At 68.0% G+C, this 17,427-nt stretch carries 12 protein-coding genes and 1 pseudogene; 9 read left to right on the forward strand and 4 right to left on the reverse strand.

What is annotated here, in order from left to right; genetic code table 11:
• Positions 1–2: 2 nt before the first annotated feature.
• Positions 3–2,372 carry an ATP-binding protein gene (locus ABEA93_RS36250; RefSeq protein WP_345680199.1) on the reverse strand — a complete coding sequence of 790 codons (2,370 nt, stop codon included), beginning with the start codon at positions 2,370–2,372 and terminating at the stop codon, positions 3–5.
• Positions 2,373–2,492: 120 nt separating this feature from the next.
• Positions 2,493–3,869, reverse strand: a complete 1,377-nt coding sequence (locus ABEA93_RS36255) for an MFS transporter (protein ID WP_345680200.1) — start codon at positions 3,867–3,869, stop codon at positions 2,493–2,495.
• Between the two features lie 781 nt (positions 3,870–4,650).
• Between ABEA93_RS36255 and ABEA93_RS36260 the strand changes: the two genes are divergently transcribed.
• Both ABEA93_RS36260 and ABEA93_RS36265 read left to right on the forward strand, forming a co-directional pair.
• Positions 4,651–5,598: an alpha/beta hydrolase fold domain-containing protein gene (locus tag ABEA93_RS36260; protein WP_345680201.1), complete on the forward strand. Its 948-nt coding sequence runs from the start codon at positions 4,651–4,653 to the stop codon at positions 5,596–5,598.
• A 151-nt stretch (positions 5,599–5,749) separates the two neighbouring features.
• Positions 5,750–6,358 (forward strand): TetR/AcrR family transcriptional regulator, encoded by a 609-nt coding sequence (locus tag ABEA93_RS36265; protein WP_345680202.1) that lies wholly within the window; start codon positions 5,750–5,752, stop codon positions 6,356–6,358.
• 151 nt (positions 6,359–6,509) lie between these two features.
• Here the strand turns inward: ABEA93_RS36265 and ABEA93_RS36270 are convergent, their stop codons facing one another.
• Entirely contained in the window at positions 6,510–9,182 is a 2,673-nt protein-coding gene (locus tag ABEA93_RS36270; RefSeq protein WP_345680203.1) for a family 78 glycoside hydrolase catalytic domain, read from the reverse strand.
• Between the two features lie 304 nt (positions 9,183–9,486).
• Here ABEA93_RS36270 and ABEA93_RS36275 point away from each other — a divergent pair, with 304 nt between their 5' ends.
• The 7 genes from ABEA93_RS36275 (at position 9,487) to ABEA93_RS36305 (ending at position 16,549) form a co-directional block, all read left to right on the forward strand.
• Complete coding sequence (locus ABEA93_RS36275; protein WP_345680204.1) at positions 9,487–10,848, forward strand: alpha/beta hydrolase domain-containing protein; 1,362 nt, start codon at positions 9,487–9,489, stop codon at positions 10,846–10,848.
• 5 nt (positions 10,849–10,853) lie between these two features.
• Positions 10,854–11,570 (forward strand): SDR family NAD(P)-dependent oxidoreductase, encoded by a 717-nt coding sequence (locus tag ABEA93_RS36280; RefSeq protein WP_345680205.1) that lies wholly within the window; start codon positions 10,854–10,856, stop codon positions 11,568–11,570.
• A gap of 98 nt (positions 11,571–11,668) precedes the next feature.
• On the forward strand, positions 11,669–12,688 hold the full coding sequence (locus ABEA93_RS36285) for a LacI family DNA-binding transcriptional regulator (protein WP_425585235.1): 1,020 nt from the start codon (positions 11,669–11,671) through the stop codon (positions 12,686–12,688).
• Positions 12,689–12,706: 18 nt separating this feature from the next.
• On the forward strand, positions 12,707–14,194 hold the full coding sequence (locus ABEA93_RS36290; RefSeq protein ID WP_345680206.1) for a glycoside hydrolase family 43 protein: 1,488 nt from the start codon (positions 12,707–12,709) through the stop codon (positions 14,192–14,194).
• A gap of 107 nt (positions 14,195–14,301) precedes the next feature.
• Positions 14,302–14,910, forward strand: coding sequence for a TetR/AcrR family transcriptional regulator (locus ABEA93_RS36295; protein WP_345680207.1), 609 nt, complete (start codon positions 14,302–14,304; stop codon positions 14,908–14,910).
• Positions 14,907–15,920: a DMT family transporter gene (locus ABEA93_RS36300; protein WP_345680208.1), complete on the forward strand. Its 1,014-nt coding sequence runs from the start codon at positions 14,907–14,909 to the stop codon at positions 15,918–15,920. The genes ABEA93_RS36295 and ABEA93_RS36300 overlap by 4 nt, the downstream gene beginning before the upstream one ends.
• A 371-nt stretch (positions 15,921–16,291) precedes the next feature.
• Positions 16,292–16,549: a hypothetical protein gene (locus tag ABEA93_RS36305; RefSeq protein ID WP_345680209.1), complete on the forward strand. Its 258-nt coding sequence runs from the start codon at positions 16,292–16,294 to the stop codon at positions 16,547–16,549.
• A 3-nt stretch (positions 16,550–16,552) separates the two neighbouring features.
• On the opposite strand, the pseudogene ABEA93_RS36310 reads toward ABEA93_RS36305, so the two are convergent.
• Positions 16,553–17,299 (reverse strand): annotated as a pseudogene (locus ABEA93_RS36310) (IS256 family transposase); the annotation flags it as partial.
• Positions 17,300–17,427: the final 128 nt, after the last annotated feature.

Below are 17,427 nucleotides of genomic sequence, written 5' to 3' on the forward strand. Positions count from 1 at the left end.
GGTCAGCCTCCTTCCCGTCCGAGGAAGACCGCGCGGGCGAGGTCGTCGCGTTCGGCCAGTTCGCGGGCCGGGCCGGTGAAGCGCACCTGCCCCTTCTCGAGGAAGACTGCGCGGTCGGCCAGTGCGAGCGCGATGTTCAGAGACTGCTCGACGATGACGATCGTCAGACCGTCCGTCTTCAGCCGCTCGATGATCGCCAGCAAGTGCTGCACGACGACCGGGGCCAGGCCGAGCGAGAGTTCGTCGATCAGCAGGACCTCGGGCTCGTGAATCAGCACCATGGACAGCGCCAGCATTTGCTGTTGTCCGCCCGACAGCGACCCGGCGAGTTGCGAACGGCGGTCCTTCAGATCGGGGAACAGGTCCAGCACGTACGCGAAGCGGCGGTCCCGATGCTCGGGATCGCGGCGCATGCGGAAGGCGGCCATCTCCAGGTTCTCCTGGACCGTCATGCCGGGGAAGACACCTTTGCCGCCGGGCAGCAGGTGCACGCCGTAGCGGCCGCGCTGTTCGGGGGAGACGTAGGTGATCGTCCGGCCGTTGAGCCGAACCACACCCCGCGACGGGGTGCCCAGGCCGCAGATGGCCTTCAGGATGGTCGACTTGCCCGCTCCGTTGGTGCCCAGGAGGGCGAGGGTTTCGCCGCGTCTGACCTCGAAGCCGACGTCGAACAGCACCTGTACGTGGCCGTATGAGAAGTCGATGTTTCGGACCTGAAGGACCGGGATGTTCTCCGGGTCCTCCAACTGCCGGTCTCGTTCCTCCAGTTCCTCGCGGAGCTCCTGAACGACCAGAGACAGGTCGTTCTTGATGAACGACGAGCTGCGCACGATGAGGAACCCGCCCACAGCCGTGGCCGGGATGCCGAGAGCCAGCACCGCGACCCGGGGGTCGTATGCGGAGATGATCAGCGCGGCGATCAGTGCGCCGCCGGTGGCGCCGACGAAAAAAATGTAGATGGCGGACAGCGCAGAGCCGAGGCCACGCAATCGGTAGGGCACGACGGACTGGGTGACCGGGCCCACCATGGCGAACGAGGCCGACATCAGGATCAACGACGGGATCCCAACTGCCGCGAACGCCGCTGCGTTGGGCATGAACCACTGGATCGGCGTCAAGACCGCGACCGGCAGGATCAGGTAGCCGAGCAGCGCCAGGGCGCGGGACGGGTCGCGGCGGTACAGGCGGTCGTACCGCGGGCCGACGAACGGCAGGACTGCCAGCACCGCGACGCCCGACACGGAACCCACCACGCCGCGCCCGAACGAGGACATGCCGTAGTGGTCCTCAAGCCACAGGTTGGTCAGCACCCCGCCCGTGAAGAGGCTGAACCCCAGCGCCGCGAACGCCATGATCACGGTTTTGAGCGTGCGGACCCGCATCAGCCGGGCGAACGCTGCCTCCACGGAGATCGGCATCGGCTGGACGTCCTTGACCACTTCGCCCAGGACCGACCTCATTTCGTGCTGCCCCCGCGCGGGCTCGGGCAGCCGAAACGCCCACATCGCCACCGCCAAGGCCGGCAACCCCAGGATCAGGAAAGGCCAGCGCCACCCGTCATTGCCGCCCGCCAGCGCCGCGATGCCCCCGACCGCCAGCGGACTGAGCGCCCCCGTGATCCGACCGGCGCTTGCGCCGAGCGCGCTGAGACGGCCACGAACCCCGATCGGGTACGTGTCGGCCAGCATCGAGCCGTGCACGGGCAGGGTGCTGGACTTGGCCACGCCCACTCCGAAGCGGGCGAGGAAGAACAGGAACGCGTTCGCGGCGAGCCCACCGGCGAACACCATCGCCGAGAACGCCACGCCGGCCCATCCGATCACTCGGCTTCTGCGGCAGCGGTCGGCGAACCATCCCATGGGCAGCGCGCCCAGGACGAGGAACGCACCCGCCGCGGCCGAGATGAACACGATCGCGCCGTTGCTCATGCCGAACGCGTCACGGATGTCCGGGGCGAGCACCGAGAGTGCGGCGGACTCCAGCTCGTCCATGGCCGCCAGTGCCGTCAGCGTCAAGAACGTCGCCGAGCCCCCGGCGGCCAACCCCCGGCGGAGCGACAGTTGTTCCTCGCCGACGCCGGGCAGCAACTCGTCTGCGAACAGCACCTCTCGCTGCGCTTCGGCTTGGCGCCGACGCCGCTCGGCCTCCGCTTCGATCAGGCCGGAGGCCAAGCCGGCGGCCGACGAGGCGGATGTGGTCGCGAGTTCAGGCCCTCCGGGCATGTGCTTCGCGCTCACGCGGTCCCCCGGAGTCTGGGGTGTGGGCATGCAATATTCACCATGGGACTCTCCGCGTAGTACTGAGTAGGACAGAACTGTGCGGTTGCCATGTGGTGCGCAACCAAGTGCTCGAGGAACCGTGCGCCTGCGCACTGCGGTGAGACGGATGTGGACTCTGCGGGGACTGCTGCTTCCCCAATTGCCGTGCGGTTGTTGGGGACAGACCGCTACAGATCGACCCACTCCGCTGGGGCCGAAGCCGGATTCACGCAGTTACTCGGCGGACGACGTCTCCTTGGCGGGTGCGAGCTTGGGGACCAAGGACAGGAGCAGCGTGCCGATCAGCAGGAAGCCGGCGCCGAGCAGGTAGGCGTTGCGGTAACTGGCATCGCTGTAGAACTGGGTGCCTTGCACGACGGTGCCCTCTTTGGCCAGGGTGACGAAGACAAGTTGAGTGCCGATGGCGCCCGCGACGCCCTGGACGATGAGGTTCACGCCGCTCGCGGTGCCCTGCTCGTGCGGCGCGACGACGCGGAGGATCATGACGGGGCCACAGGACACGATCGCGCCCAGGCCTAGCACGAACACCGCGCTACCGAGCACCACATGCCACGTGTCGTCGTGCCACATCGCGAGAAACGTCAGCCCTGCGGCACCTACCAGCGTTCCGACGAGGGTGGGGATCCGAGCGTCGAACCGACGCAGGAGTAGGCCTGTCACAAGCGCGGTGACGAGCATGAGGATGCTGCCCGGCATGCCGATGACGGCCGTCTTCGTCGCGGACACACCGAAGCCTTCCGAGACACCCGGGATCTTGGGATAGAGCAGCAGCAGCGACGTGATCAGCGACGCACCACTCGCCAGACCGGCGACGACGCCGTTGACCAAGAGGACACTCCACACCGGGCGCCTGGACAGCATCCGCGTGTCGACCAGGGGGTGCTTGGCCCTGGACTCGACGACAAGAAATGCGGCGAAGGCGAAGGCCGTTCCAAACACGTACGCGAGGAACTTGCCGCTGGTCCATCCCCAGGCCGCGCCGTTGCCCAGTGCGTAGGTGATGGCCGCCGCGCCGCCCCCCAACAGCAGACCGCCGAGCCAGTCGACGGGAACGCGCGGAACGCGCAGGGAGCTCTCCGGAACCAGCGCTGCGATCAGCACGAAGCTGAGTGCCGTGCACCCGGCGATGAACCACAGCACACCGCGGAACCCGTGGTTGTCGAGCAGCCAGCCGGACAGGAACGGTCCCCCGAGGGCCACCACGCCCATGCTGCCGCCGACCAGGCTGCTGACCAGAGCGACGTGCTTGGGCGGGAAGACGTCCCGGATGAGGGCGTATACCAACGGCGTCATGACGCCGTAGAAGCCGGCCAGGCCGCGGCCGATCAGGAGGACTTCGTAGCTGGTCGCCATCGCAGCGATCACGTCGCCGACGAGGCCGATCGCGGACACCGCCAGCATCACGCGCTTCTTGCCGAAGAAGTCGCCGAAGCGCACCGCGAAGGGAGCGACCACAGTGCTGACAAGGGATACCACGAGCATGAACCAGGCAATGTCCGTGGTGTGGAAGTGCAGCGCGACGCCGGCCTGTGCGTTCGAGCCGAGTAGGCCGGCGGCGGTGAGTACCTGCGCCGGCCAGATCAGAGCCACCAAGGCGGCGGTCAAACGCAGCCCCAGGCCGTTCCCACCACCCTCAGGACTTGTCGCGGTATGGCGGGACGCCGTGGCGGGGGGCGCAGGAGTGTCGGCGGATGTTGTCATGGCGGGTTCTCTCTCACGAAGACCGGCTGCGCGTATGCCGAGTTGCGGCAGTCCGTCGCGAGATGGCAGGTCGACGGACGGGCCATCCGGCGTTGGCGCGGTGCGGCGGCGCGCGGCGTGGTCGTTGACGGGTCCACGTCTGGGGCGCCAGCGGTGAGGAGGCGGCATGAGAACGATTCATGCCCCGCGGGCCAAGATTTCCGATGGGTCGACCACCGGAGATGCGCGGCAGCGTAGCCCGCGAATCCGTCGTGCGCCAGAGATCCAGCTTGCCGTCTTTCGCCGCCCCGAAGACGGCGCCGCATTTTTGTGTATCTGGTACGCAGCATTCATGTCCGCATGTCTATGCAGCGAACGTTGCATTGCGCTAGCGTTTCAAATCCCTGACCGCTGATGACGACGTGGTGGCGAACGATGCAGACAACCTCGTTACCCGACGGCTTACGCGGCCGCCGCAGGCCCGAGCGGACACCCGGTATGAGGAGACCGGGCGTTTGGTCTCGGGCACGGCGGCACCGCCCATCCCAGCACTGCACCTTCTCCGTGCGATCCCAGGCAAAGCATCCGCCGGACCGAACGGCTGCTCGCGCGCACGAGATCCACGGCGGCCGGTCGCCGGCTGTGGCCGGCGACGGTCTGACCTTCGACGACCACAACTGGAGTGCGCACCATGCCCCTGGCGTATCACCCCGACCTCACCGCTCCGATGGCGGTCATCAAGGCCGTCACCGACAACCTGCCGCCACTGCCACCGGGTGATTGGAAAGCCCTCCGGGCCGGCACCGAGCAGTTTCAAGTCTCCACAGGCGCGGAAGGGTCACTGCCTGACGACGTCTTGTGGACCGACTACTCGGTCACCGTCTCCGACGGCGCCTCACTCCTGCTCCGGTGGATCACTCGCCGCGGCTCCGCGCCCGGATCCGCGATCCTGTACCTGCACGGTGGCGGGATGATCATGGGTGACGTCGAGCAAGCCACACCTCTCGTCGCCGGGTACGTCCACGACAGCGGGGTGCCCTTTCTCGCGGTCGACTTCCGCAACGCACCCGAAGTGCCCGGGGCCACACTCGCGGAGGACGCGTTCGCCGGCCTCGGCTGGCTCGTCCGCCACGCCGGTGAACTCGGCGTGGATTCGGCCCGTATCGTGGTCATGGGCGAGAGCGGCGGGGGCGGTATCGCCGCGGGGACGGCGATTCTGGCCCGCGAGCGCGGCGTTTCCCTCGCAGCGCAGATCCTGGTGGCCCCGATGCTCGACGACCGCACCACCGAACCCGACCCGCAGCTGGCGGCCTTGGTCACCTGGAACTATGACGCGAACCAGGCCGCCTGGAGTGCCGTCCTCGGTGATCGAATTGGTGGCCCTGATGTTCCTGCCACTGTGGCGCCCGCCCGGCTCGTGGATGCGACGGGCCTCGCCCCCGCCTACATCGACGTCGGAACGGTCGACATCTTCCGTGACGAGGACATCGCCTACGCGGTCAAGTTGCTCGGTGCCGGCGTCCCGGTCGAACTTCACCTGTATCCGGGCGCACCGCACGGGTTCGAGGGGCTCCAGCCGACGTCCGAGCTGGTCGCCTTGGCCAAGCGAAACCGCATCGCCGCGATCCTCTCGGTCTAGCCCGCCAAACCGGTCGCCCATGCCCCGGGGGACCCGGCCGGATCGCCGGCTTGCCTGGTCGCCGCCGGGGGCGTCCGGCCCCGGACCCTCCCGGCACGGCGATCAGATGGTCGCATACGCTGTGGCAAGGCAGGCCGGCAGGAGGAACACCGTGCGCGAGAACGACCCGAGATTCCGGCGGTCGAGGCGTCTGATGCGGGAGGCTCTCGTCGAGCTGGCCCGGGAGGGACCCGAGAACCTGACGGTTTCGGCGATCTGCCAGGCGACGGGGGTGGACCGCGCCACGTTCTACCGGCACTTCCCCGACCTTGAGCACCTGGTTGCCGACACGCTGGCATATCTCGCCGACGAGTCGGCCACCCGCTGGGAAACGTCGTCATCGGGTGGTACGGCGCGCGGACCCGAAAGCTCCGCTGTCGTCCTCTCGCAGTACTTCGCCCACATCAAGGAGAACTGGGCGCTCTACCGGTGGGCGCTCGGCGGGAGCGGAAGCGCTGCCGCACTCCACGGGATCCTGGACCGTACCCGGCGGGCGATCGAATCCGAGCTCTTGGTCGTCCACCAGGGCGAGCCGGAGACCGACCTTCACCGTCGTGCCACCTTCGCGGCCGGCGCAGTGCTGGGCACGATTCTGGGCTGGCTGGCAGAGCCCAACCCCGCGCCGGCGGAGGAGATGGCGGCTTGGACGGTCTCGGAGATCGACAGCCGCCTGGTCTACCCGGCGCTCGCCCCGCTCGGCGGCCAACCGCGGCGTCCGTGACAGCCGGACATCGACCGCGGCGAGGGCATCGGCGCGCGATCGCGATCTGAAACAGGCAGGGCAGCCGTTGCGTGCCCCCACCACGCGGCAACGCCGCCGATCCTCGCCTCGCGAGGATCGGCGGCGGTGGAGTTTTTCGTGATTTGGTGCATTACGAGTGCTGGAGTGTGCACGACCAGGTCGTTGTGCCAGGAGCGGCATCGTGCTCTTGACCGTCGGGAAGAATTACGCGGGCCGTGCTGCCGGGCGGAACGGTCACATCGAGGGTGAAACGGTCGGCGTCGCGTTCCCAGCGTGTGGCGATCGTGCCGTGCGCGCTGTCGAGCGAAGCCTCGGCCCAGGTCAGGCCGCCGCCGGGCACCGGCTGCACGACAAAGCGACGGTAGGCGGGACTGTCTTCCAGCAGACGGATCCCGGATGTGTGCGTGTGCAGGAAGTGGATGACCGCGCCCTTGCTGTAGTGGTTCAGCGAACCGGACGCGATGCCGTCCTCATCGATACCCTCCCAGTTCTCCCACACAGTTGTGGCGCCTCGGGCGGTCATGGCAAGCCATGACGGGTAAGTCCGCTGCAGAAGAAGTCGATAGGCGACGTCGGCGTGGCCGTTGTCGGCCAACACCGGTAGGAGCAGCGGGGTGGCGAGGAATCCGGTGGCGAGGTGGCCGCCTGCCTCCGCGACCAGGTCGGCCAGGTGTGCCGCAGCGGCTGCCCGAAGGTGCTCGGGGACCAGTTCGAAGGCGAGGGCGCGGACGTACCCGGCCTGGCTGTGCGACGTCACCCTTCCGTCGGCGGACAGGTACTCCGTGCGCCAAGCGTCACGGATCCGCTCGGCCAGGTCGCGGTACGCGGCGGCCCGGTCCTTCATCCCCAGGACCTCGGCGATTTTGACCATGGTGCTTACCGAAAGGAAGAAGTACGCGGTGCCGATCTCGCCCTTGTCCGCGGTGAACCAGACCATGGGGTCGGACATGACGGGGTCGACCCAAGTGCCGTCGTCAAGGCGTTTCTTCGGCTCGGTCCATTCTCCCCAGTGAAAGGTGCCGTCCCACAGGTACTGCTCGTGGGCGGCGGGCTCGGGGGAACGGTCGATCCGCGTTTGGTGGCGCTTCTCGCCGGCGCTGCGGGTCTGGAAGTCGACCCATGCGGTCATCGAGGGCCACAGGTCGCGCAGCACCTGCTCGTCGCCGTAGACGGTGTGCAGGGTCCACGGTACGAGCACTGCCGCGTCTCCCCATCCCGCCGAGCCGGTAACGCCGTCCATGACCGGGTCCGCTTGCCAGCCCGCCGGTCCGCTGGGCGAGATATTGACGATGCGGCCGTCCGGAAGCTGCTCCTCGGCGACCGCCCGGAGCCAACGGGCACTGAATCCGGCGACGTCGTAGAGGAACGACGCCGTCGGAGCGTACAACTGGAAGTCGCCCGTCCATCCCGCGCGTTCGCGGGTCGGGCAGTCGGTGGGCACGTCTACCGCGTTGCCACGAAAGCTCCAGACCGCGGCCTCGTAGAACCGGTTGAGCTCGTCGTCGCTGCACCGGAACCGGCCGGTGCGACGCAGGTCGGTGTGCACGACGACGCCGGTGACATCGTCGACCGTGAGTGGCCCGGGGTGCCCCTCGACCCGTACGTACTGGAAGCCGTGCACCGTATGTCGGGGCTCGAAGACGTCATCCGGTCGGCCCGCGGAGACGACCTCGTCGATCTGGTGGAAGCTGACTGACGGCATTCCCGGAGCCTCGCCGCCGAGGTGCTCGGTCGTCAGGTCGCCGTTCACGTCCAGGTGTTCGCCATGGTGCAGCCTCAGTGCGGTGCCTGCCGGCCCGAGGCCGGCTAGTCGGACCCAGCCGGAGATGTTCTGGCCGAGGTCGACGATGTGGCGTCCGGGGGCGATCTCGGTGACCGACACCGGGCGGATCTCCTCCACACGGCGGACAGCGGGCGCGGCCGACCAGGCGAGCGTCTCGGTGGCCGAGTCCGCGATGCGAACCGGTCGCCCGTCGGCGGTGGGAAGCCACGGGATCCGCAGATCCCGTGCCTCGCCGGTCATCAGGTCGGCCCGGGTGATCTGCGACGGTCCGGCCTGCCAGGTCTCGTCGGTCGTGACGACGACGCTCGCGCCGTTTTCGCAGACCACGTGCAGCTCGGCGAAGAGGGAGGTGTGGCTGCCCCAGATGTTGGTCTTCTGGAACACGCCGTTGCGGCCGCGATACCAGCCGTCCGACAGCAGGGCGGAGATCGTGTTGGCACCCGGACGCAGGTATCCGGTGACGTCGTACGCCTGGACGTCCACGGTCTTCTCGTAGCTGGTGGTGCCTGGGCTCAATTCCCGGTCGCCGACGCGCTCCTGGTTGAGGAACGCTTCGTACACCCCGTGGGCAGTGGCGTACAGGCGGGCGGACCTCACTGGGGACGGCAGCTCGAATGCCCTGCTCAGATGCCACACCGGCCGATCGGCCTCGGCGATGGCGTCGCCCTCGTCCGGGCCGATCCACCGGGCCTGCCATTCACCGTGGTCGAGTACGCCGGTCTCGAAGGTGTGCCAGTCCGACCATGTGCTGGGGCCTGCGTCGGTCACGGCCTGAACCCGCCAGCGCACCGGCTGGCGACTGCCGAGGGGTTCGGCGGGCCAGGCGGCGAGGACGTGCTCGTCGGACTCCCGGATGAACTGGCGCACTTGGTCGCCGCTGTCCACCTCGATAATGCACGCGATCTGCGCGGCCGCACCGGCAGGCAGGGTCCAGGACAGGCGGGGAGTCGACGTTCCGACGCCCAAGGGCTCGGGACCGTGCTCGACTCGCAGATCTGCGGGCGCATTCGCAAAGCTCATGGGTTCCTTCTCGGGGCGACTTGGTACGCCGACGGGCCCCGGGCTCCTTCGCGACGGTGGCTCGAAGATGCCCGGTCGCAACTTCGGGCGCGGTGGCGACACGCGGCCGGGCGGGATGCGGCGAAACTCTTATGCAGCGACTGTTGCATTGCGGGGAGGTTTCGTCAATGCTTCCTCTGAGTGGCCTGTGCATACACGCACCTGCGGCGGAGGCATGCCCGCTTGCAAAGGCGCGGCGGCCCGTGGCGGCCAAGGCCAATCTGTCTCTGTGTGCCTCTCCCGCGCGAAAGGAATCGGCATCCATATGACGCAATCGCCCAACGGCCTCGAGGGGCCGGTGGCTGGAGGACGGGGACAACCGTTCTCGGCCTCGGTCATCGACCTGGCGCCGCACGGCTACGAGGAGATCGAGTACTTCATATCCGGTCACGCCTCGCGGTTCGCCCCAGCCGACGGCGCGACCTTCGAACAGCACGGCCGGTGGAAAGCCGTGGCTGGCGAGCCCACGCCGTACCGAACACGCATCCTTGTCCGGAGGCCGTCCCCGGAACGGTTCAACGGGACTGTGGTCGTCGAGTTCATGCAGGAGTACTTCGGCGTCGAACGCGACACCAACTACCGTTGGAACGCCGAAACCCTCGTCCGCGAAGGCTTCGCCTGGGTCGGCGCGTCGCTCCACCACGAAGGCGTCGACGTCCGCGGCCGCACCGAACTCAGCTTCGGAGACGTCAAGTTCCAGACCGGACCTGCGCTCGCCGAATGGGATCCCGAGCGCTATGGCTCGCTCGTGCTGCCCGACTCGGACCTGTGCTACGACATACTCTCCGACGTCGGCCGGGCAGTGGGCCCCGACCGTGGCGCCGTGGGGAACGACCCGCTCGCGGGCCTCGACGTCCGCCGGGTACTCGCGGTGGGCAACACGATCGCCGGCGCGCGGCTCCAGCAGTACATCAACGCTGTGCACCCACTTCACCAGGTCTTCGACGGATTCTTCCTCCAGGACCTGAAAGACGAGCACCTCACTCTTTCCGCGGGCGCGACGCCGCCGCCCGGTCCGTGGATCCGCACGGATGTCGATGTACCGACCATCGTGCTCAACACCACCACGGCGGCCATGGACACCACCCGTCAGACGGAGGGCCCGTTCCTGCGGTTCTGGGAGCCGGCCGGCAGCTCTCACACCACCGGACCCTTCATGGCGCGCGTTGCGGAGGTCACCAAGCGGGACCTCGACGCGGACACGCCCCTCGGGCCGCCTGAGAGGGCGAACACCTTCCCCGTCCACTACATCTCCGGCGCCGCGTTGGTCGCGCTTCACCAGTGGGCGGCCGGCGGCGAAGCGGCGCAAACCTTCCCGGTCATCGACCGCACCGGGGAAGGCCCGGACGCCCTCCCTCCCTTCGACGAAGTCGGCAACGTCGAGGGCGGCCTGCGTACGCCCTGGGTGGACGTACCAGTTGCACGCTACGAATGGCGCGGCGACTCCCTGGGCGGCTCCGGACGGACGTTCCCTTTCTCCGACGATGAACTCGCCAAGCTCTACGGGACACCCCACGAATACCGCCGGCGGTTCGCGGCCGCGGCGCACGAAGCCGAACGCCGAGGCGTGCTCCTTCCCGAGGACGCGCTCACGGCCATCGAGGACTCACGAAAGGTGCAGTGGTAACGACCATGCGATTCCAGGACAAGCGGGTATTCATCACCGGAGCGGCGTCCGGCATCGGCGCCGCCACATACGAGCTTTTCCGCCGCGAGGGCGCCCGCGTCGTCGGTGTCGACGTCAACGCTTCCGATGACCTCCTGCACTGCGACGTCGCCGACCCCGAATCGGTAACGCGGGCCATGAAGGAGACCGTCGACGGGCTCGGTGGGCTCGACATCTGCGTCAACGTCGCCGGCATCAACGCCATGGTGTCCTTCGAGGACATGACGCTGGAGGTGTGGCAGAAGATTCTGGGCGTCAACGTCACCGGTCCCATGCTGGTGACCAAGGCTGCACTGCCCCACCTCCGGGAGAGCCGCGGAAACGTGGTCACGGTCGCCTCGATCTCGGGCATGCGGGCCCAGCCCTACTTCTCGGCATACGGGACGTCGAAGGCCGGATTGCTGAACCTCATGAAGTCGCTCGCGGTCGAACTGGCGGCCGACCAGGTGCGCGTCAACTGCGTGTGCCCCGGGGGAGTGGGGGCACTGCCCTCCCCGGACGAGGCCGCGCAAATCCCCGGGCTGGACGGCATCGACCTTTCCCTGCTGATGCGCATGCAGGGCGTCCTTCCCGGTGTCACCGAGCAGGCCGACATCGCCGAGGCCATCGCCTACCTCGCCTCCGACGCCGCCCGCTCCGTCACCGGCGCCGCACTGGTGGTCGACCGCGCGACGGTGTGGTGACCGATCCGGTGGCGCCGCCGCCCGGCGTGGGCAAGGTGTCGGGCGTGCGCGGGGGAGGCGCTCGTGCCCGCCTGGCACCGAGGCCAAGCATCAAGGACGTGGCTCAGGCTGCCCGGGTGTCAGTCGGAACGGTTTCCAACGTGATCAACCACCGGGATGGCGTGAGCGACGAGTTGCGGCTGCGCGTGCGTGCGGTGATCGACCGGCTTGGATACGTCCCCAGCGAGTCGGGCCGTCAACTCCGCGTGGGGCACAGCCGTCTGGTGGCGCTGGTGGTGCTGGACGCGTCGAACCCGTACTTCGCCGCCATCGGCGCATCTGCCGAACGTGCCTTCCGCGACGCAGGCCTCGGCCTGATGATCTGCAACACCGCCGGGGACATCCATCAGGAGGCCGACCACCTCGGGATGCTGGTCGAACAGCGTGTGCGCGGAGTTCTGCTCGCTCCCGCGGACCCTCGGCAGCAGAGCACCGAGATACTCCGCAGACACAAAATCCCGTTCGTCCTGGTCGGCCGCACGCCCGCGGACGGAGACGGGTGTTCGGTCTCCGTCGACGACATGCAGGGCGGCGTCCTGGCTGTTCGTCATCTCCTTGTGGCGGGCCACGGCCGGATCGCGTGCGTGATGGGTCCGGCGCATCTCACCCAGGGACAAGATCGGCATCGAGGTGCCCAAGCCGCCCGCCGTGAAGCGGGCGTTCCACTCGATGCCCTGCATCGGATCGACTGTACGTCCTTCGATATCGAATCCGGGCGGGACGCCGGCGCGCGGGTGCTCGCCCTCCTGCCACGTCCGACTGCCGTGTTTTGCGCTAACGACTTGCTGGCCCTCGGCGTCCTGCAAACTCTGTGGGCAGCAGGTGTGCGTGTTCCCCACGACGTTGCTCTCGTCGGGTACGACGACATCGAATTCGCGGCCGCCGCCGCCGTGCCTTTGTCGTCCGTCCGGCAACCGGTCTCCCGCTTGGGCCGCGCGGCCGCCGACCTACTGATATCAGAAACGCGCTCCGGACCTGTCGGTGAACACCGGCACCAACGGCTTGTGCTGCAGCCCGAACTGGTGGTGCGGGACTCCAGCCGAATTTCCCCGTCTCTCGTATCTCCTCGCCATCGGTGAGATCCAGAAGGAACGTCGTTGAACGTCAACCCCATCGTCCCGGGCTTCTACCCGGACCCGTCCATCTGCAGAGTCGGCTCGGACTACTACCTCGCTACGTCCAGCTTCGAATATTTTCCCGGCGTGCCCCTCTTCCACAGCACCGACCTGATCCTTTGGGAACAAGTCGGGAACGTGCTCGACCGTGCCGGGCAGCTCAAGTTGCCTGTGGGCCCCGCTCAGGCCGGTTCAGGCATCTGGGCTCCGACACTGCGGCAGCGCGACGGCCTGTTCTTGATGGTGACCACCAACGTCACCGAGCCGGCCAAGGGCCACCTGCTCGTCCGGTCCACGGACCCTGCCGGCGATTGGAGCGACCCGATCCACACCGACGGAGCCGTGGGGTTCGACCCGGATCTGGCCTGGGAGGAGGACGGTACCTGCTATCTGACCTGGGCCTCGGCGTCACGCGGGATCCTCCAGGCACAACTCGATCCGGATTCCGGCCGACTCCTGTCGGAGCCGCGGAGCTTGTGGAGCGGTACTGGACTGGCCAGCCCCGAGGCACCCCACTTGATCGCTCGGAACGAGTGGTGGTATCTGCTCATCGCTGAAGGCGGCACAGAGCGGGGCCACGCTGTCTCAGTCGCCCGATCGCGCTCGATCACCGGCCCGTTCGAAGGCTGTCCGGCCAATCCGATCTTCTCGCACCGCAGCACCACGCACCCTGTGCAGAACGCCGGCCATGCAGACATGATCGAACTACCGGACGGGCGCTGGGCAATGGTCTACCTCGGTGTCCGACCACGAGGCTCCGTACCGCAGTTCCATGTCAACGGTCGAGAGACGTTCCTGGCAGGCATCGACTGGATCTCGGACTGGCCCGTGGTAGTGGAGGACGCCTTCACCGTCCCCGCGCACCCGACCTCGTTCGTCGACAACTTCACCGGGCCGCAGCTGCATCCTCGCTGGGTCTCGCCTGGAGTGGACCCCGCAACATTCGTACGCCGCGTGGCCCCTGATGCGACCGGCGGCGTGACCCTCCTTGCGGGACGAGCCTCGGAGGCGCGAGAAGCCGAGCGCCTGCTCGCTGTGCGAGCCCGGGACGCCGCCTGGCAAGCCGCGGCAACTGTGCCGGCGGGGGACGCGGCTCTGGTCGTCCGCATCGACGATGCCCACTGGGCGGCGGTGGAACGCCACGGCGACAGCTTGTCCGCGCGCATGGTCGTGGGTCCGCTCGACCAGCGGCTCGGCACCGTCACCGGAGTTGACCCCGACCGCCCTCTCGCGATCCGCACCGTCGACACGGACGATCCGGAAAGGCTGCGCAACGGCCCTGACCGGATCCACCTCGGGTACCTCCGCGACGGCAATTTCCACACCTTGGCGGACGTTGACGGGCGCTATTTGTCGACCGAGGTCGCAGGAGGCTTCACCGGCCGCGTCATCGGTGTGGAAGCGCTCGGCGGCGACGCCGTCCTGCGCAGATTCGAGTACGCGGCCATCCCCACGGTGGTGAACGCCTGACCTGACCGCAGTTCGCACGGACACCGTGCGCCTCAGGGGCCCCGGCCCGGTTGCTGCGGCATATATATTAGGTAGACTGGCCTACCTAATACGAAAGGTCGGAAATGATGAGTGCTGTCGATGCGGGCGGGACACCGTCCGGGAAGAAGCGGGGGAGCGCGCGCGACCGGCTGCTCAGGGCCGCAGCGCGGCGCTTCTATGCGGATGGTGTGGCAGCGACAGGGATCGACACGATCACCGCCGAAGCGGGCGTGGCGAAGATGAGCCTGTACAACAACTTCTCCTCGAAGGCCGACCTGGTCTTGGCTTATCTCGATGCCCGGCATGAGGAGTGGTTGGGGCTGTACCAGCAGCGGCTGGGGGATGCCCGACCGGGACGCGCCGGCGTCCTTGCCGTCTTCGACGCCTACGCGGATCACGCGGCTTTCGCCTATGAACGCGGTTTCCGCGGCTGCGGCTTGCTGAACGCCGCCGCCGAGTTGCCCGCGGGGGACCCGGGGCGCGTCACCGTCCGTAGGCACAAGGAGGAGGTCGAGTCCCTGCTTGCCGGGCACCTCGAGCAACTGCTGCCTGAGCGTCCGGACGACGCGCGCGTGTTGGCGGAGCATCTGTCGTTTCTGTTGGAAGGCGCCATGGCGCGTGCGGGGTTGGATGGCTCGGACACGCGTCTGCGGCACGCGCGGACGATGGCGGTCGACCTCATGGACAGGCTGTGACGCGGTCGGCCGCGCCCGGCGTCGGTTCGGTCGGCCTGGGGTCGTTCTGCGTGCTCATGGCGTCGGTGCTGTGGGGCACAACAGGAACGGCGGCCACGCTTGCTCCGGGCGTGGGCCCGCTTGCGATCGGGGCAGCGGCCATGGGCCTGGGCGGACTGCTGCAGGCCGTGACGGCCGCTCCGCGCATCGTCCGGGAAGCTCCCCGACTGCGCTCGCAGCGCAGTGTGCTGCTGCTCGGAGCGGTGGCGGTGGCGATCTACCCGCTGGCGTTCTACAGCTCCATGCACCTCGCGGGCGTTGCCGCCGGGACTGTGGTCTCGATCGGCTCGGCACCACTCGCCTCGGCTGTGGTCGAGCGAGTCGTGGACGGGCGTCGCCTGACGCGCCGTTGGATGCTCGGCGCCGGCTTGGGGTTGTCCGGGACCCTGCTGCTGTGCGTCTCCGAAGCGGCGAATGCACACTCCGGTCCCGGCGCGGGGTCCGCGAGCAGGACCGTGCTCGGTGTCGGGCTGGGGCTGATTGCCGGACTCACCTACGCCCTGTACTCGTGGGCAGCGCACCGCATCATCAGCCGAGGCGTCTCCTCCGGTGCCGCGATGGGCAGCATCTTCGGCATCGGCGGTGTTCTGCTTGTGCCCGTGCTGCTGACCACCGGCGGGCCACTACTCAACTCCTGGCAGAACGCGGCCGTCGGTGCCTACATGGCCCTGGTGCCCATGCTCGTCGGATACATCCTGTTCGGCTGGGGCTTGGCCCATGTTCCGGCGAGCACGGCGACCACGTTGTCCCTGCTGGAACCCGCGGTCGCTGCGGTGCTAGCCGTCATGATTGTCGGTGAACGACTGCCCCTGATGGGGTGGGTCGGCACAGCGCTCGTCGTCGGATGCCTCGCCGTATTGACCGCACCGTCACGGACTGCTCCGGCGGCGGTGCCCCGAGTTGAGGCACCGCCGCCCAAACGGCCCACCGACGGCCAGAAGCCTCGGCTCGCGGAGACCTCGGGCTCCTGAATCGCCCGCTTGACGGGCGAGTTGGCGGCGTCCCGAAGACCGTCAACGACCGCGCGTCCATCTCGCCTCGTCTCCTGCGATCGCAGTAGACGCAAGTGTCTCTGCGTTTGGGCAACGACGTGCGGGCTCGTGCTCGGCACAGTGACAGGAAGGCCTCGACCTTCTGCCGAGGAGCCGCTGACCCTCGACCCGCCCTGCCGCATCGGCGCCGGTGCGAGGGCACCAGCTCGCGACTCTCCGGAAGATTCATGTCGCCCCTGTCCCGTTAGTGCCTCAAGCACCGACTGCTCGTCGTTCGTGTGTGGGGGTGCTCGTCGGCCTCGGGGTCTCGGCGGCTCTCGGCGGGAGCGCGGTACAGCAACGACTCCAAGATGCCAGACACCGAGTCCGCCACGGCGATCGAACTGATGCAGGCGAACGCCCCCGCGGTGGCGGGCGCCAGCGGAATCGTGGTGTGGCAGACCGCCGACAGCTCGGACGTGACCGCCCCCGAAATCCGCGATCACATGAGTGATGTCCTGGACTCCATCGCCCACGCGCCTGGTGCGGTAGCCGTGGACAGCCCCTACACCACTGCGGGCGCTCATCAGGGGGTCTGTAAATCGAACGGTGTAACGGGGTTGGTGTAGGGGTTAGTTGCGTGCGGCGGACAGGCGTCCGTCGAAGGCGATGTCGAAGGCATTCAAGGCGGCTTTCCAGCGCATGGTCCAGCGTTTGCGGCCGGTGCCGGTGGGGTCGAGGGACATGATCGCCATGTAGACGCACTTGAGCGTGGCCTGCTCGTTCGGGAAGTGCCCGCGGGCCTTGACCGCCCGGCGGATCCGCGCGTTGACCGATTCGATCGCGTTGGTCGAGCAAATGACCGTGCGGATCTCGGTGTCGAAGGCGAGGAACGGGACGAACTCGGCCCAGGCGCTCTCCCAGAGCCGGACGATCGCCGGATACTTCTTCCCCCACGTGTCGGTGAACTCGACGAACCGCTCCAGGGCGGCCTCCTCGGTAGGTGCCTGATAGACCGGCCGCAGGGCCTTGGCGATCTTGTCCCAGTCCTGCCGGCCTGCATAGCGGAAGCTGTTCCTCAGCAGGTGGACCACGCACGTCTGCACGACGGTCTTCGGCCAGACCGCCTCGACGCTGTCGGGCAGGCCCTTGAGGCCGTCGCAGACCAGCATCAGCACGTCCTCGACGCCGCGGTTCTTGATCTCGGTGAGCACGTGCAGCCAGAACTTCGCGCCTTCCGCGCCGTCCCCGGCCCACAAACCGAGGATGTCCCGGTGGCCCTCGGCGGTGACCGCGAGCGCGACATAGATCGGCCGGTTGGCGACCTTCCCGTCTCTCACCTTGACGTTGATGCAGTCCACGAACACCACCGGATAGACCGCTTGAGTTCTATCGGTGGTTGCGAACGCACTGGAAGGAGAGCGTTCGGATGCCCAGGTACGCCCCCAACAAGATGCCGACCGCAGTGAAGAAGCGGTACTTCGAGCTGTTGCGTGAGGGATACAAG

Source organism: Yinghuangia aomiensis, assembly GCF_039542225.1.
Classification (GTDB): domain Bacteria; phylum Actinomycetota; class Actinomycetes; order Streptomycetales; family Streptomycetaceae; genus Yinghuangia; species Yinghuangia aomiensis.

Excerpts from the sequence above, each read along its gene's own strand:
- ABEA93_RS36260 (WP_345680201.1), top strand. The coding sequence starts at position 4,651 with ATGCCCCTGGCGTATCACCCCGACCTCACCGCTCCGATGGCGGTCATC.
- ABEA93_RS36270 (WP_345680203.1), bottom strand. The coding sequence starts at position 9,182 with ATGAGCTTTGCGAATGCGCCCGCAGATCTGCGAGTCGAGCACGGTCCC.
- ABEA93_RS36275 (WP_345680204.1), top strand. The coding sequence starts at position 9,487 with ATGACGCAATCGCCCAACGGCCTCGAGGGGCCGGTGGCTGGAGGACGG.
- ABEA93_RS36280 (WP_345680205.1), top strand. The coding sequence starts at position 10,854 with ATGCGATTCCAGGACAAGCGGGTATTCATCACCGGAGCGGCGTCCGGC.
- ABEA93_RS36295 (WP_345680207.1), top strand. The coding sequence starts at position 14,302 with ATGAGTGCTGTCGATGCGGGCGGGACACCGTCCGGGAAGAAGCGGGGG.
- ABEA93_RS36305 (WP_345680209.1), top strand. The coding sequence starts at position 16,292 with ATGCCAGACACCGAGTCCGCCACGGCGATCGAACTGATGCAGGCGAAC.